Below are 13,717 nucleotides of genomic sequence, written 5' to 3'. Positions count from 1 at the left end.
ATATTCAGTACTTTGTATTGTATAGCAATACTTGAGCGGAGCAAACCATGGGCTGGGAATCGATTTGCGCAATGACCGCGCTGCAACTGCGGGCCGAACTGGCGGCCGGCCATCTGAGCGCGCGCGAGATCCTGCAGGCGCATCTAGAGGCCATCGAACATTGGAACCCCACGGTCAACGCCATTGTCACGCTGGATGTCGAAGGCGCGCGGCGAGCCGCTGGGGTTGCTGCACGGCCTGCCCGTGGCGCACAAGGACAGTTTCCTGACCGCCGGCATGCGGACGACCCATGGTTCGCCCGTATTCGCCGATTTCGTGCCCGAGCGCAGCAGCCTGGTGGTGACGCGCCAGCAGGCCGCCGGCGCCATTACGCTGGGCAAGACCAACCTGCCGGAGTTCGGCGCCGGTTCGCAAACTTTCAACGCGGTGTTCGGCCCCACCCGCAACCCCTATGACCCGGCCATGACGGCCGGCGGCAGCAGCGGCGGCGCGGCCGCCGCGCTGGCGTGCCGCATGGTGCCCCTGGCCGATGGCACCGATATGGGCGGGTCGCTGCGCAATCCGGCCAGCTTCTGCAATGTGGTGGGCCTGCGTCCTTCGCCGGGCCGGGTGCCGATGTGGCCGACGGCCGCGCCGTACAACACCCTGAGCGTGGCTGGTCCGATGGCGCGCACCGTGGCCGACGCCGCCCTTATGCTGGCGGCGCTGGCCGGCCCCGACACGCGCGTGGCGTACGCACCGGACTGGGGCGGCCTGCCGGTCGATCCGGCCGTCGGCCGCGTGCTGCAGGCGCAACTGCCGCGCTGGGAAGAGCTGGGTTGCCGGGTCGACCAGGCATGTCCGGACTTCGGCCAGGCGGATTCGTCGTTCCATGCCTTGCGCGGCCTGGCCTTTGCCATCAATCAAGGCGAGACCGTGCGGCGGCATCGCGACCGCGTCAAGGACACCGTGATCTGGAACACGGAACTGGGCCTGAACCAGAGCGGCGCCGTGCTGGCGCAGGCCGAGCGCGACCGCGCGCAGCTGTTCGAGCGCATGCACGACTTCATGCAGCAGTACGAATTCCTGATCGGGCCGGTCAGCCAGGTGCCGCCTTTCTCCGCCGACCAGGCGTACATCCAGCGCATCGGCGACGTGGAGATGCGCAACTACATCGACTGGATGCGTTCGGGCTACTACCTGTCGTTGACCGGTCATCCGGCGATTTCGGTGCCCTGCGGGTTCACCGAGACGGGCCTGCCGATTGGGATACAGATCGTGGGCCGCTATCGCGACGAACGCGGCGTACTGCAACTGGCGCACGCGTTCGAGCAACTGACCCAGTGCTGGCGCCAGGCGCCGGCGCTGCGCGCGCCGGCCGCCTGAGGCCGCGCAATTTTTTCATTCGGAAAGGGAAGCAGCAGATGTTCAAAGCAAGCCTGAAAGCGCTGGCGCTGTGCGCGCTGGCCGTATTGCCCATGGCCGCGCCGGCGGCGCAAGCGGACTGGCCGGCCAAGCCGGTGACCCTGGTGGTGCCGTTCCCGCCGGGCGGCTCGACCGACGTGATCGGCCGTTACTTCGGCGCACGCCTGGGCGAGCTGCTGGGCCAGTCCATCGTGGTGGAGAACCGGCCGGGCGCCAACACGGGCATCGGCGCGACCGCGGTGGCGCGCGCGCCGGCCGACGGCTATACCTTCATGATCAGCGGCGCGCCGACGTACACGACCAATTCCCTGCTGTACGCCAACCTGAACTACGACCCGATCAAGAGCTACGAGTATGTCGCCATCGCGGCGAGCGCGCCGTTCGTGATCCTGACCAACCCGCAGACCGGCATCGCCACGGTGCAGGACATCGTGCGCAAGTCGGCCAGCCAGCCGCTCAGCTTCGGTTCGTTCGGCACGGCCTCCACGCCGCACCTGGCCGGCGAGTATCTGGCGCAGCACGGCGGCGCCAAGCTGCTGCACGTGCCGTACCGGGGCAGCGCGCCGGCCATGACCGATTTGATCGGCAACCAGATCCCGCTTTCGATCGACACGCTGGTGGCGGCCTTGCCGCAGATCCGCGCCGGCAAGGTGCGCGCGGTGGCGCTGACCAGCAGCGCGCGCTCGCCCTTGCTGCCCGAACTGCCCACCGTCGCCGAAAGCGGCGTGGCGCCTTATGACTTCCAGACCTGGTTTGGCATCGTCGCGCCGCATGGCACGCCGCAGGCGGTGGTACAACGCATGGCGCAGGCGCTGCAGACCATGCTGGCCGAGCCGGGTACCCAGGCCAGGATGCGCGAGCTGGGCTTCGAGCCGGAATATGTGGACGCGGCGGGCTTTCGCGCCCGCGTCGAGCAGGAAATGGCCCGCAATGCGGGCGTGATCAAGGCGGCCGGCATTCGCATCGAATAGCCGTGGCGTGGCGCTACAGCTGCGCGAAGTGCTTGTAGCGCTTTTCTTCGAAGCTGCGCTCGCTGGCCAGCTCGCGCACTTGCGCGGCCGGCGGCCCGCGACGCAGCCATTCCAGCATGTGGTCGACCTGGTCGGCGGTGCCCTGCACCACCGCCTCGACCGTGCCGTCGGGCAGGTTCTGCACCCATCCGGTCACACCCAGCATGTGGGCCCGGCGCACGGCGGCGTGGCGGTAGCCCACGCCTTGCACCTTGCCTTTGACGATGACGTGTACGGTTTCCATGTGGGCGTCAGACATGTCGGATCCTTGTGCTTCGTATAACGGCCGCGCCGTGGCGCGATACGTGGATTATCGGATGAATCCTGCAGGCGTGCGCGAGGGGCGGCGTATACTGGCTCTCGCCGCGCGAAGGCCGGCCATCGCCGTGCCGCTTTCCTGACCTTCATCGACCATGACCCAGAACCTTTCTACGATCACCTGCATCGAAGATCTGCGCGTCATCGCGCAAAAGCGCGTGCCGCGCATGTTCTACGACTACGCCGATTCAGGCGCCTGGACGGAAAGCACCTATCGCGCCAACGAAAGCGACTTCCAGCGCATCAAGCTGCGCCAGCGCGTCGCCGTCGATATGGAAGGCCGTTCGCTGCGCACCACCATGGCGGGCAGCGACGCCGTGATGCCGGTGGCCATCGCGCCCACCGGCCTGACCGGCATGCAGCACGCCGACGGCGAGATCCTGGCCGCGCGCGCCGCCGCCGAGTTCGGCGTGCCGTTCACCTTGTCGACCATGAGCATCTGCTCGATCGAGGACGTCGCCCAGGGCAGCGGCAAGCCCTTCTGGTTCCAGCTCTACGTCATGCGCGACCGCGAGTTCGTCGGCGACCTGATCGATCGGGCCAAGGCGGCGGGGTGCTCGGCGCTGGTGCTGACGCTGGACCTGCAGATCCTCGGCCAGCGCCACAAGGACATCAAGAACGGCTTGTCCGCGCCGCCCAAGCCGACGCTGCGCAACCTGATCGACCTGGCGTTCAAGCCGCGCTGGTGCCTGGGCATGCTGGGCACGCGGCGACGCACCTTCGGCAACATCGTCGGCCACGCCAAGGGCGTGACCGACCTGTCGTCGCTGTCGTCCTGGACGGCCGAGCAGTTCGACCCGCGCCTGAGCTGGGACGATGTCGAATGGATCAAGCGGCGCTGGGGCGGCAAGCTGATCCTCAAGGGCATCCTGGATGCCGAGGACGCCCGTCTCGCGGCCGAGAGCGGTGCCGACGCCCTGATCGTCAGCAACCATGGCGGCCGCCAGCTCGATGGCGCGATTTCCTCCATCAACGCCCTGCCGGCCATCGCGGAGGCGGTCGGCTCGCGTATCGAAGTGTGGATGGACGGCGGCATCCGCTCCGGCCAGGATGTGCTCAAGGCGGTGGCGCTGGGCGCGCGCGGCACCATGATCGGGCGGGCATTCCTCTATGGCCTGGGCGCCTACGGCCAGGCCGGCGTGACGCGGGCGCTCGAGATCCTCTACAAGGAAATGGACGTCACCATGGCGCTGTGCGGCCACAAGCACATCAGCCAGATAGACCGCGGCATCCTGATGCCGGGTACCTATCCGCAGTAAGCCGGCCGGCGCGGGCGCTTCGCCGTCCGCGCAAAACCGCAAAATCTGCAAAGCGGGCCTGGCTACATTGCGTTCACTGGAGATCGCATGAAGCCCAAGACCCGTCTTTACTACGCCGAGCGCCTCGAGCCCGTGCTGGCCTGGCTGGCGGCGCGCCCTGATGCCGACGCCGACCTGCACCGGCTGGCCGAGCTGGCCTGCCTGTCGCCCTATCACTTCCACCGCGTATACCGCGCCCTGATGGGCGAGACCGTGCACGCCACCGTGCAACGGATGCGGCTGGCGCGGGCATCGGTGGCGCTGGCGCAGGGCAAGGGTTCGCTGCGGCAGGTGGCGGATCGGGCCGGCTATGCATCGGAAGCCGCGTTCAGCCGGGCGTTCAGCGCGCAGTACGGCCTGCCGCCCGGCCGCTATCGTGCGAAACGCTCCAGCCCTTTCAACCCCGAGGAGCTGCGCATGTACCCCCTGACGATGGAAGACTTTCCCGGCCTGTCCCTGGCCACCCTGGCGCACCAGGGCGACTACCAGGAGATAGGCAATACGTTCGACCGCCTGGCGCTGCTGGCTGCCACCCAGGACCTGGTGCGTGACGGCATGCAGCCGCCGCCACGCTACATCGGCGTGTACTACGATGATCCCGCCCAGGTGGCGCGCGACGCGTTGCGCTCGCGCGCCGGTGTATCGCTGCCGCCGGGCACGGCGGCGCCGGCGCCGTTCGAACCGCTGGATACCCCGGCGATGCGTTGCGCCGTACTCGAGTACACCGGTCCGTACAGCGAGATCGAGGCGCCCTACAACTGGCTGTTCTCGCAATGGCTGCCGGCCAGCGGCCAGGAGCCGGGCGATTTTCCCATGTTCGAGGAATACCTCAACGATCCCAAGACGACGCCCGCGGCCCAGCTGAAGACGCGCATCTATCTGCCCCTGGCCTAGCGTTGCAGGCCCGCCCGGGCCGGCCCGGTTACTATGGCCGTAGTCCGGACCGGGCGCGATGCGCCCGGTCCGGAAGGCTGTGGGAACCTATTCGTGATTCTGCTGGAAAAGACTTTCGACCGTACCCTGGATGCGTGGTTGCACACCTACCACGACCCGGCCTGGCGCGGTGCGACGGTGCACGGCTGGCTGTTCGAAGGACCGCAGGCGCGCCGTGCCGCCGAAGCGCGGCTGGCGCAGGCCGGCGTGCGGGCGCGGTTTCGCAGCGCGTACAAGCCGCTGCTGCACTATTTCCTGGAAGAGGCGGACCGCGAGGGGCTGGTGGCCGTGCACGTGCGCTACCCGGTGCATCCGCTGGCGCAGCCCAACCGCTTCACGCTGGAGGCCTATCCGCTGGCGGCGCTGCTGGCGGGCGTGGACCTGCGGTTCGAGGCGGGTTCCGATGCCCTGCACTACGATGTGACGCTGCGCTATGCCGATGGACGCGAGCACTACGAATGCGTCCATGCGCCCAACCAGCCGGCGCCCGGCGCCGATGGCGTGGACGGGCTCTCGCCGTGCGGCTGGCTGCGCGTGTGCGATGCCGCGGGCGAGCCGCGGCTGGACGCGGCGCAGAACACCGAGTTCCAGGCTGCGTTGCGCACCATCGTCGACACGGTCCGCGCGCATGCCTGGGGCATGCGCGAGCCGTACTTCGAGCGCCTGGAGATCCGGGTGGATATTCCGGGCATGGAATTCGACCCGGGTGTCGATGAAGAGCTCCTCAGCACGTACGAGGCCATGCACGAGGATATCTACTTCTCGCTGCTGGAGTTTTTCCAGGGTTACGCCAACCGGCCGTCCGGCGATCGCGGCCTGCAGCCCGGGCAGATCATTCCGCTGGTACGGCGCACCGATGGCCTGGCGCGCGTGCGCATGTCGATCGAGCCGTTCGAGCCGCTCGAACCGGTCGGGCCGGCCGCGCTTGCCGGGCCGTTGGCGCAGACGACGGCGCCGCTGGACGCGGGCCAGATCGCCGGCCAGATGGCGCAGCTGGGTGGCGTGCCTTTCCAGGCGGTATCGCGCCAGGGCCGCCCCGTGCTGGGCGCCTATGTCGCGGGGCCGGGGCCGGCCGTGTTCATTTCGGGGGCGCAGCATGCCAACGAAAGCTCGGGCGTGGTCGGGGCGCTGCGCGCGGCGCAAGCGCTGGTCGCGGGCGGCCAGGCACATTTCGCCCTGATCGCCGCCGAGAACCCCGACGGCTACGCGCTGCACGCACGCCTGCGCGCCGAGCACCCGCGCCACATGCATCATGCGTCGCGCTACAGCGCGCTGGGCGACGACATTGCCTATCGCGAACGCGCGCCGTTCTTCGAGCGCGAGGGACGCCATCAGGCGCGCGCCATCAGCGGCGCGCAGCTGCACATCAATCTGCATGGCTATCCGGCGCATGAGTGGACTCGGCCGCTGTCGGGCTACCTGCCGCGCCACTTCGAGCTGTGGACCATCCCCAGGGGGTTCTTCCTGGTGCTGCGGCACCACCCCGGCCGCGCCGTGCAGGCCCGCCTGCTGATGGAGGGCGTGACGGCGCGGTTGGCGCAACGCCTGCCGGCGCTGGTCGAATTCAATGCACGCCAGCTGGCGCTGTTTCGCGTTCACGCACAGGACCCGGGCCTTGCGCTCATGAACGGAATCGGAGTGCAGATTGCCGAATCGACCCAGGAAGACCTGCCCCTGACCCTGATCTCCGAGTTCCCGGACCAGACTGTCTACGGCGAGCGCTATGTGTTCGCCCACACGGTGCAGATGGAAACCGTGCTGGCCGCTACCGAACTGTACCGGGCCGGCGTATAGCCGCGTCCAAGGATCGCTTGATGAACATACGCGAACGCAATTACGGCGACGATTTCGTGCTCGCCGACATATGGCTGCGCTCGGTGCGCGCCACCCATACGTTCCTGAGCGAGGCGCAGATCCAGGCCATGTATCCGCAGGTGCTCAAGAGCTACCTGCCGTCGGTGCGGGTGTGGGTGTGCGAGGATGGCCAGGGCGGCATCGCCGGCTTCATGGGCATGAGCGGCAACAAGATCGAAATGCTGTTCGTCGACGCCGACAAGCGCGGGCGCGGCGCCGGCCGCCGCCTGCTGAACTTCGCGCGGTCGCTGCACGACAGCCTGCGCGTCGATGTGAACGAGCAGAACGCGCAGGCCGTGGGGTTTTACCTGCACTCCGGTTTCGTGGAAACCGGCCGCTCGGACACCGATGACGCCGGGCAGCCCTTTCCCATCATCCATATGCGGCTGGACGGCTAGAGGGCGCGAGACACGCTGTTGCGCGGATGGGCCGGGGGCGCGGTGGCCGCGTCGCGCCGACGGCACTAGAATTCCTTATCGATGATTTCCGGCGGCGCCCGGTCAACGCGGCGCGCGCTTCGCATGCAAGATATCCACACCCTGCTGTTGCAGTATGGCGACTGGCTGGTGTTTGCCAATGTATTGATCGAACAGGCAGGCCTGCCGATTCCGGCCTATCCGCTGCTGATCGCCGCCGGCGCGCTGTCTGGCGGCCTCGGCGCGTGGTTGCTGGCCTGGCTGGCCGCCACCCTGGCCTGCGTGCTGGCCGACAGTGCCTGGTATCTGGCCGGGCGGCGCTATGGCGGCCGCTTGCTGGGCATGGTGTGCAAGGTTTCGCTGTCGCAGGACTCGTGCATCCGCCAGACCCAGCGGCTGTACCTGCGGGTGGGCGTGCGCGCCTTGCTGGTATCCAAGTTCCTGCCCGGCGCGGGAGCGCTGTCCACGGTGATGGCGGGCCTGACCGGTACGCCCTACCGGCGTTTCGTTGCCTATGACCTGGCCGGTTCGCTGCTGTGGACGGGCTCGGGGCTGCTGCTGGGCGCGCTGTTCCACGAGCTGGTGGGCGACGTGCTGGACCTGCTGGATCGCTACGGCGGGATGGGGCTGGCCCTGCTGGGCGCGCTGCTGGCGCTCTATATCGTGGTGCTGGGCTTGCGCCGCTGGGTGCTGGTGCGCAGCCTGCGCGTCATTCCGCGCATCACCATCGACGAGCTGGTGCGCTGGCGCGCCGATGGCCGCACCCCCGTGGTGGTCGATGTACGGCCCGAGGCGCAGCGCGACGAACAGCGCATTCCGGGCGCCATCGCCATGGACCTGCGCGCGCCGCTGCAGGACCTGCAGTTCGACCCGGAGGCAGGCGACATCGTGGTCTATTGCGCCTGCCCCAACGAAGTGTCGGCGGCCCAGTTGGCCAAGAAGCTGCGCGCCGCCGGCTATCGCAACACCTTCGCATTGCGCGGCGGGTACGAGGCCTGGCGGCGCCACGCGGGGAACTGCCCTGGCGACGAACAGGCCGGGTCATAATCGAAGTTTCGCGCGCGCAAGGCGCGCCGCAATTCGGAGACAGAGCATGCGCATTCTGGTGTTGGGCGCCGGCGGTACCGGTGGATATTTCGGCGGGCGGGCCGCGCAGGCCGGGGCGGACGTGACGTTCCTGGTTCGCGAGGCGCGCGCGGCCCGGCTGCGCGAGCAGGGCCTGCGGATCAAGAGCCCGCGCGGCGATGCGACGCTTGCGCCGCGCCTGGTCACGGCGGCCACGCCGTCCGACGGCTACGACGTGGTGGTGCTGAGCTGCAAGGCCTATGACCTGGACAGCGCCATCGAGGCCATCCGGCCTGCCATGGGTGAGCACACGGCAGTGCTGCCCATCATGAACGGGGTCTTGCAGTATGACGTGCTGGAGCGCGAATTCGGCGCGCATCGCGTGCTTGGCGGGCTGTGCCAGATCAACGCCTCGCTGGGCCCCGAGGGCGAAATCGTGCACATGGGCCAGAATGCCAGCCTGGTGTTCGGCGAACGCGCCGGCCAGGCCGACAGCGCGCGCTGCGTGGCGCTGCGGCAGGCGCTGGCCGACGCGGCGTTCGACTGCCGGCTGAGCGAGGACATCCACCAGGACGTCTGGGAGAAGTTCGTCTTCCTGACCTCGCTGGCTGCCGCCACCTGCCTGATGCGCGCCACCGTGGGCCAGATCTGTTCGACCGGCGACGGAGTCGACTTCATGCGCGCGCTGCTGCGCGAGTCGCAGCAGGTCGCGGCGGCATCCGGCCATCCGGTGCGGCCCGCCGCCGATGCGTCGGCGCTCAAGGTGCTGACCGACCCGGCCCAGCCCATGACGGCGTCGATGTTCCGCGACCTGCGCCAGGGCCGGCCCGTGGAAGCCGACCATATCGTGGGCGACATGGCGCGCCGCGGCAGCCTGCTGGGCGTGGATACGCCCAACCTGCGGGTGGCCTGCATCCATCTGCAGGCGTATCAGGCGCAACGCGCCATTGATGCGTAGATTGCAATAGTCTGTCCGGCCACAGGGGATAGGCGGCCGGCGGCGGCGGGACTAGCATGAAAGCTCCAGGGCAAGGCGCAAACGGTGCGCCGCCCGCTTGCGGAGCAAACAACATGAAGATCGCCCTCATAGGCATTACCGGCCGCGTCGGCTCGCGGCTGGCCGACGAACTCCTGCGGCGCGGCCACCACGTGACCGGCATTGCCCGCGATCCGGCCTCGGTACGGCCGCAGCCGAACCTGACGGCCAGGCAGGGCGACGCTGCCGTGCCCGAGGACCTGGCGCCCATCCTGGCCGGCCATGACGCCGTGATCAGCGCCGCGCGCTTCGTGTCGCTGGACGCCAAGCCGCTGCTGGCGGCGATCCGCCAGGCCGGCGTGCCGCGCCTGCTGGTGGTGGGCGGGGCCGGCAGCCTGCAGGTGGCGCCGGGCGTGGCGTTGATCGATACGCCGGAGTTTCCCGACGCATACAAGCCCGAGGCCCGCGCGGGCGTGGTGTTCCTGGACACGCTGCGGCGCGAACAGGAGGTGGAATGGACCTTCCTGTCGCCTTCGGCGCTGTTCGAGCCTGGCGAGCGCACGGGCGAGTTTCGCCTCGGCGCAGATCTGTTGCTGGCCGACGACGAGGGCAAGAGCTGGATTTTGATGGAAGACTACGCGATTGCGCTGGTCGACGAGCTGGAGACGCCGCGCCATGCGCGCCGCCGGTTCACGGTCGGTTATTGAGCCAGCGGCGCCGGGCGTGGCGGACCATGCCCGGCCGGGGCCTTTCTCGGTAAACTGGATGTTCGTTTACCCCCGGCCCATGATGCGAAAAACACTTCATACCCTTGCCCTGAGCATGGCGACCGTGGCGTGCCTGATGTCGGCCGCGCCCGCCTACTCGCAGTCCACCCAGGAAAACAAGGACCTGGTGCTGGCATTTTTTCGCATGATGTTCCAGGACCGCAACGTCGAGGAGGCGGCGCGCCGCTACCTGAGCCCCGCCTACGTGCAGCACAATCCGTACATGGCCGACGGCGTGTCGCCGCTGGTCGATTTCTTCCTGCCGTATTTCGAGCAGAACCCCGAGGCCAGCGTCGAGATCAAGCGCGTCATCGCCGAAGGCGAGCTGGTCGTGGTCCACAATCTGTGGAAGGAATCCCCGGGCGACCGCGGCCAGGCCGTCGTCGACATCTTTCGCGTGCAAAACGGCAAGATCGTGGAGCATTGGGATGTCAGCCAGGAGATCCCCGAGAACCCGGCCAACAAGAACGGCATGTTCTGAGCGGCCATGACGATGGCCTCGCGCGGGCGAGGCCGCGGCGGACAGGGGAGACCGATCATGCGGCGCGTATACCTGGCAGGCTTCGATGTGTTTCGCGCCGATGCGCTGGCGCACGGCGAACGGCTCAAGGCGCTGTGCCGCGAGTACGGCTTCGAAGGCTGCTATCCGCTGGACAACCAGGCGCCCGGGAGCCTGGCCGGCCGTGCGCTGGCCGAATGGATCCTGCGGCAGAACCTGGCGCTGATCGACCGGGCGGACCTGGTCATGGCGAACCTGAATCCGTTTCGTGGCCACGAGCCGGACTCCGGCACCGCGTTCGAGGTGGGCTACGCGGTGGCGCTGGGCAAACCGGTATGGGCCTATACGGCACAGGCGGCCAGCCTGGTCGAGCAGCTTGGCGCAAGACGCGCGCCGCACGACCCGTCGCGTCACGTGGACGCGCAGGGCTACACGGTCGAGGACTTCGGCCTGAATCTCAATCTGATGCTGGCGTGCACCGCCCGCGTGGTGGCCGGCGACGCTGTGCAGTGCCTGGCCGCCATGGCGGCGCAGGCACGTGCGTCGACGTCTTGACGGCTCGCGCGCCTCAGGCGGCGACGGCCAGTTCGGCCGGCGCGCCGGTGGCGCCACGCGCTTGCAGATGCGCCGCCAGTTCGTCGATGGCCAGGGCGACCAGGCCTTCTTTGGCGGCGTAGCGCTCGAGCGACGCGCCGCGCATCATCGTGCCGTCGGCATTCATCAGTTCGCACAGCACGCCGGCCGGGCGCAGGCCCGCCAGGGCCGCCAGGTCCACCGAGCCTTCGGTGTGGCCGCGCCGCGTCAGCACACCGCCTGGCTGCGCGCGCAGCGGGAATACGTGTCCGGGGCTGACCACGTCGCCGCTGCGCGCGCCCGGCGCGATGGCGGCGCGGATGGTGGTGACGCGATCGACCGCCGACACGCCGGTGGTCACGCCTTCGCGTGCCTCGATGGACACCGTAAAGGCCGTCGAGTACCGGCTGCGGTTGCTGTCGACCATGGGCGGCAGCTCCAGGCGGTCGAGGGTTTCGCCCGGCAGGCACAGGCACACGATGCCGCTGCCGTCGCGGATCAGTTGCGCCATGACGGGCACGGTCAGCTTGTCGGCCGCGACGATCAGGTCGGCTTCGTTCTCGCGATCGAAATCGTCCATCAGGATGACGGGGCGGCCGATGCGCAGGTGCTGCAGGGCGCGCTCCAGGCGCGTGGCGAACGGCTGGGCGAACAGGGGGGAAACAGGGGTGGGAACGACGTTGGACATTGAAACGCTCTCGCAAAAAAGGAAATGGCGAAAAACGTTTCAGGGCTAAATCGACAGCCAAACGCAATACCGCGCAGGCGCGTAAGCGCCCGTCTGGCGGGAAAGTGCCGGCACATCTTCTCTCATCCGGACTATGACCGTCGGCCCTGGCATCTCACCAGGTCTGCTGACCCCTGCGCTGTTGCCAACGCAGGGCGCTCGCGGGCTCGCCACATTGCGTGGCATACCGCCGGTGGGGAATTGCACCCCGCCCTGAAGACGTACTGCTTGGGGACGGACGGTGCTTTGCGGCGCCGCCGGCCCTGTACCGCATTGCTGCGGCCGGCCCATTGTACGCCGATTGCGATGCGGCGCCCGACAGACCCTGTCGGCCTTAGGCCTTTTCGGCGCTCCTGGCCTTGGTCTTTTTCTTCTCGGGCAGGGCCAGCATGGTGCCGCGGCACGGCGTCGTGCCGCACAGGCAGCGGTAGCCTTCTTTCAGCTTCCTGGTGATCCTGCCGTCGAGCACCAGGCCATAGTCGTAGAACAGCTCTTCGCCGCGCGCGATATCGCGCAGCGCCACGATATAGACGCGCTTGCCGTGGCGGTCTTCCTGCGCTTCGCAGTTGGGGTCGCACGAGTGGTTGATCCAGCGCGCGTCGTTGCCTTCGTCGCCGCCGTCGATGACGCGGCCGGAACTCAGCGAGAAGAAGAAGGTATGGAACGGATCGTCCGGATTGGTGGGGTGCCGGCGATCGGCTTCTGCGGCGCTGATGCGCTTGCCGCCGTATTCGATGATGCGGGTGCCGGCCGGGATCTTGCGCGTCGCGAAGACGCCGTTGCCGTGCAGCCTGGAGCGGCGCACGGAGTGCCAGGGTTTGATGATCTCGGTCATAGGATGCAAAAGGCGTGGGCGGGCAAGCGGGCCATTATATCGACGGCGCCGCGCGCTTCACAGGCTATAGTTGTGGTTGCCGAAGTTCCGTTGTAGCCAGATTGTCATGATTGTCCGTCCGCGCCCTACCGCCTGGGGCCTGCTGTTCATTTTGCGCGGCTCCGTCATTCCGCACATTGCCGCCAAGGTTGCCGTCATCGTTGCGTTGTCCTGTGTCGTTGCGTGGCTGCACGCGCGCCAGTGGTTCGCGCCCGGCCACCTCAATGCCGTGCCCTTTTCGCTGTTCGGCCTGGCCCTGTCGGTGTTCCTGGGTTTTCGCAACAACGTCTGCTACGACCGCTGGTGGGAGGCCCGCAAGCAATGGGCCGAATTGAGCGCGCAGTGCCGCAGCCTCGCGCGCGAGACTGCGGCCGTGTTGTCCGGCGCGGCCGACGCGCCGCGCCAGGCGCGTATCGTGCGCCGCCTGATCGGCTTCAATCATGCGCTGGTCGCGCGCCTGCGCGGCGGCGATCCCTTGACCGCCGCGCGCCCCTGGCTGCCGGACGACGAAAGCATGGCGCTGGCCGGCCACCGCAACGTGCCCGATGCCATCCTGCGCGCCGTGACCGGCGACCTGCACGAAGGCGGGCCGCAGCGCCGCTATGGCGAGGTGGTGTACCAGGGGTTGCAGCAACGCGTGCTGGCCTGCGCGCAAGTGCAGGCGGCCTGCGAGCGCATCAAGACCACGCCCACGCCGTTCGCGTATTCGCTGCTGCTGCATCGGACGGCCTGGCTGTTCTGCCTGCTGCTGCCGTTCGGTCTGGTGGGCACGCTGGGGCCGCTGACACCGTTGGCGGTGGCGTTCGTCGCCTACACGTTCTTCGGCCTGGATGCCTTGGGCGATGAGCTGGAGGAGCCGTTCGGCCTGGCCGAGAACGACCTGCCGCTGGCCGCGCTGGCGCGCGATCTCGAAATCGACCTGCTCGAGGGCCTGGGTGCCCATCCCCTGCCCGCGCCCTTGTTGCCGCGCGGCTATGTGCTGACCTGAACGGCCAGGCGCGGC

At 68.4% G+C, this 13,717-nt stretch carries 14 protein-coding genes, 1 pseudogene and 1 riboswitch; of the genes and pseudogenes, 12 read left to right on the top strand and 3 right to left on the bottom strand.

Annotated features, from left to right (window positions below):
* Positions 1-47: 47 nt before the first annotated feature.
* Positions 48-1,365 (top strand): annotated as a pseudogene (locus LK409_RS20225) (amidase).
* 38 nt (positions 1,366-1,403) lie between these two features.
* The gene (locus LK409_RS20220) at positions 1,404-2,375 is read left to right on the top strand and encodes a Bug family tripartite tricarboxylate transporter substrate binding protein (RefSeq protein WP_003816017.1); all 972 of its coding nucleotides are present in this window, start codon (positions 1,404-1,406) and stop codon (positions 2,373-2,375) included.
* A 13-nt stretch (positions 2,376-2,388) separates the two neighbouring features.
* Here LK409_RS20220 and LK409_RS20215 read toward each other — a convergent pair whose 3' ends face one another.
* Positions 2,389-2,673 carry an acylphosphatase gene (locus tag LK409_RS20215; RefSeq protein WP_003816015.1) on the bottom strand — a complete coding sequence of 95 codons (285 nt, stop codon included), beginning with the start codon at positions 2,671-2,673 and terminating at the stop codon, positions 2,389-2,391.
* Positions 2,674-2,827: 154 nt separating this feature from the next.
* Here LK409_RS20215 and LK409_RS20210 point away from each other — a divergent pair, with 154 nt between their 5' ends.
* The 9 genes from LK409_RS20210 (at position 2,828) to LK409_RS20170 (ending at position 11,095) form a co-directional block, all read left to right on the top strand.
* On the top strand, positions 2,828-3,991 hold the full coding sequence (locus tag LK409_RS20210; RefSeq protein WP_003816013.1) for an alpha-hydroxy acid oxidase: 1,164 nt from the start codon (positions 2,828-2,830) through the stop codon (positions 3,989-3,991).
* 87 nt (positions 3,992-4,078) lie between these two features.
* Positions 4,079-4,924: an AraC family transcriptional regulator gene (locus tag LK409_RS20205; protein WP_010929549.1), complete on the top strand. Its 846-nt coding sequence runs from the start codon at positions 4,079-4,081 to the stop codon at positions 4,922-4,924.
* Positions 4,925-4,957: 33 nt separating this feature from the next.
* Positions 4,958-6,757, top strand: coding sequence for a M14 family metallopeptidase (locus LK409_RS20200; RefSeq protein ID WP_010929548.1), 1,800 nt, complete (start codon positions 4,958-4,960; stop codon positions 6,755-6,757).
* Positions 6,758-6,777: 20 nt separating this feature from the next.
* Positions 6,778-7,215, top strand: a complete 438-nt coding sequence (locus LK409_RS20195; RefSeq protein ID WP_010929547.1) for an acetyltransferase — start codon at positions 6,778-6,780, stop codon at positions 7,213-7,215.
* 123 nt (positions 7,216-7,338) lie between these two features.
* Positions 7,339-8,280 carry a DedA family protein/thiosulfate sulfurtransferase GlpE gene (locus LK409_RS20190; protein WP_010929546.1) on the top strand — a complete coding sequence of 314 codons (942 nt, stop codon included), beginning with the start codon at positions 7,339-7,341 and terminating at the stop codon, positions 8,278-8,280.
* A gap of 46 nt (positions 8,281-8,326) precedes the next feature.
* Entirely contained in the window at positions 8,327-9,256 is a 930-nt protein-coding gene (gene panE, locus LK409_RS20185) for a 2-dehydropantoate 2-reductase (protein WP_010929545.1), read from the top strand.
* A gap of 113 nt (positions 9,257-9,369) precedes the next feature.
* Entirely contained in the window at positions 9,370-9,981 is a 612-nt protein-coding gene (locus LK409_RS20180) for an NAD(P)-dependent oxidoreductase (protein WP_010929544.1), read from the top strand.
* Between the two features lie 16 nt (positions 9,982-9,997).
* Entirely contained in the window at positions 9,998-10,522 is a 525-nt protein-coding gene (locus LK409_RS20175; protein WP_010929543.1) for a nuclear transport factor 2 family protein, read from the top strand.
* 57 nt (positions 10,523-10,579) lie between these two features.
* On the top strand, positions 10,580-11,095 hold the full coding sequence (locus LK409_RS20170) for a nucleoside 2-deoxyribosyltransferase (protein WP_010927248.1): 516 nt from the start codon (positions 10,580-10,582) through the stop codon (positions 11,093-11,095).
* A gap of 13 nt (positions 11,096-11,108) precedes the next feature.
* Here LK409_RS20170 and ribB read toward each other — a convergent pair whose 3' ends face one another.
* Both ribB and LK409_RS20160 read right to left on the bottom strand, forming a co-directional pair.
* The gene (ribB, locus tag LK409_RS20165) at positions 11,109-11,801 is read right to left on the bottom strand and encodes a 3,4-dihydroxy-2-butanone-4-phosphate synthase (protein ID WP_003815993.1); all 693 of its coding nucleotides are present in this window, start codon (positions 11,799-11,801) and stop codon (positions 11,109-11,111) included.
* Between the two features lie 110 nt (positions 11,802-11,911).
* A riboswitch (FMN riboswitch) is annotated at positions 11,912-12,065 on the bottom strand.
* A 109-nt stretch (positions 12,066-12,174) separates the two neighbouring features.
* Positions 12,175-12,675: an SET domain-containing protein gene (locus LK409_RS20160; RefSeq protein ID WP_041937329.1), complete on the bottom strand. Its 501-nt coding sequence runs from the start codon at positions 12,673-12,675 to the stop codon at positions 12,175-12,177.
* 106 nt (positions 12,676-12,781) lie between these two features.
* On the opposite strand from LK409_RS20160, the gene LK409_RS20155 reads away from it, so the two are divergent.
* Complete coding sequence (locus tag LK409_RS20155) at positions 12,782-13,702, top strand: bestrophin family protein (RefSeq protein ID WP_003815989.1); 921 nt, start codon at positions 12,782-12,784, stop codon at positions 13,700-13,702.
* Positions 13,703-13,717: the final 15 nt, after the last annotated feature.

Origin of the sequence: Bordetella parapertussis (assembly GCF_020735925.1) — a bacterium.
GTDB lineage: Bacteria > Pseudomonadota > Gammaproteobacteria > Burkholderiales > Burkholderiaceae_B > Bordetella > Bordetella pertussis.
This window is presented reverse-complemented; position numbering and strand designations above follow the sequence as displayed.

Excerpts from the sequence above, each read along its gene's own strand:
- LK409_RS20220 (WP_003816017.1), top strand. The coding sequence starts at position 1,404 with ATGTTCAAAGCAAGCCTGAAAGCGCTGGCGCTGTGCGCGCTGGCCGTA.
- LK409_RS20215 (WP_003816015.1), bottom strand. The coding sequence starts at position 2,673 with ATGTCTGACGCCCACATGGAAACCGTACACGTCATCGTCAAAGGCAAG.
- LK409_RS20210 (WP_003816013.1), top strand. The coding sequence starts at position 2,828 with ATGACCCAGAACCTTTCTACGATCACCTGCATCGAAGATCTGCGCGTC.
- LK409_RS20205 (WP_010929549.1), top strand. The coding sequence starts at position 4,079 with ATGAAGCCCAAGACCCGTCTTTACTACGCCGAGCGCCTCGAGCCCGTG.
- LK409_RS20200 (WP_010929548.1), top strand. The coding sequence starts at position 4,958 with ATGGCCGTAGTCCGGACCGGGCGCGATGCGCCCGGTCCGGAAGGCTGT.
- LK409_RS20195 (WP_010929547.1), top strand. The coding sequence starts at position 6,778 with ATGAACATACGCGAACGCAATTACGGCGACGATTTCGTGCTCGCCGAC.
- LK409_RS20190 (WP_010929546.1), top strand. The coding sequence starts at position 7,339 with ATGCAAGATATCCACACCCTGCTGTTGCAGTATGGCGACTGGCTGGTG.
- panE (WP_010929545.1), top strand. The coding sequence starts at position 8,327 with ATGCGCATTCTGGTGTTGGGCGCCGGCGGTACCGGTGGATATTTCGGC.
- LK409_RS20180 (WP_010929544.1), top strand. The coding sequence starts at position 9,370 with ATGAAGATCGCCCTCATAGGCATTACCGGCCGCGTCGGCTCGCGGCTG.
- LK409_RS20170 (WP_010927248.1), top strand. The coding sequence starts at position 10,580 with ATGCGGCGCGTATACCTGGCAGGCTTCGATGTGTTTCGCGCCGATGCG.
- ribB (WP_003815993.1), bottom strand. The coding sequence starts at position 11,801 with ATGTCCAACGTCGTTCCCACCCCTGTTTCCCCCCTGTTCGCCCAGCCG.
- LK409_RS20160 (WP_041937329.1), bottom strand. The coding sequence starts at position 12,675 with ATGACCGAGATCATCAAACCCTGGCACTCCGTGCGCCGCTCCAGGCTG.
- LK409_RS20155 (WP_003815989.1), top strand. The coding sequence starts at position 12,782 with ATGATTGTCCGTCCGCGCCCTACCGCCTGGGGCCTGCTGTTCATTTTG.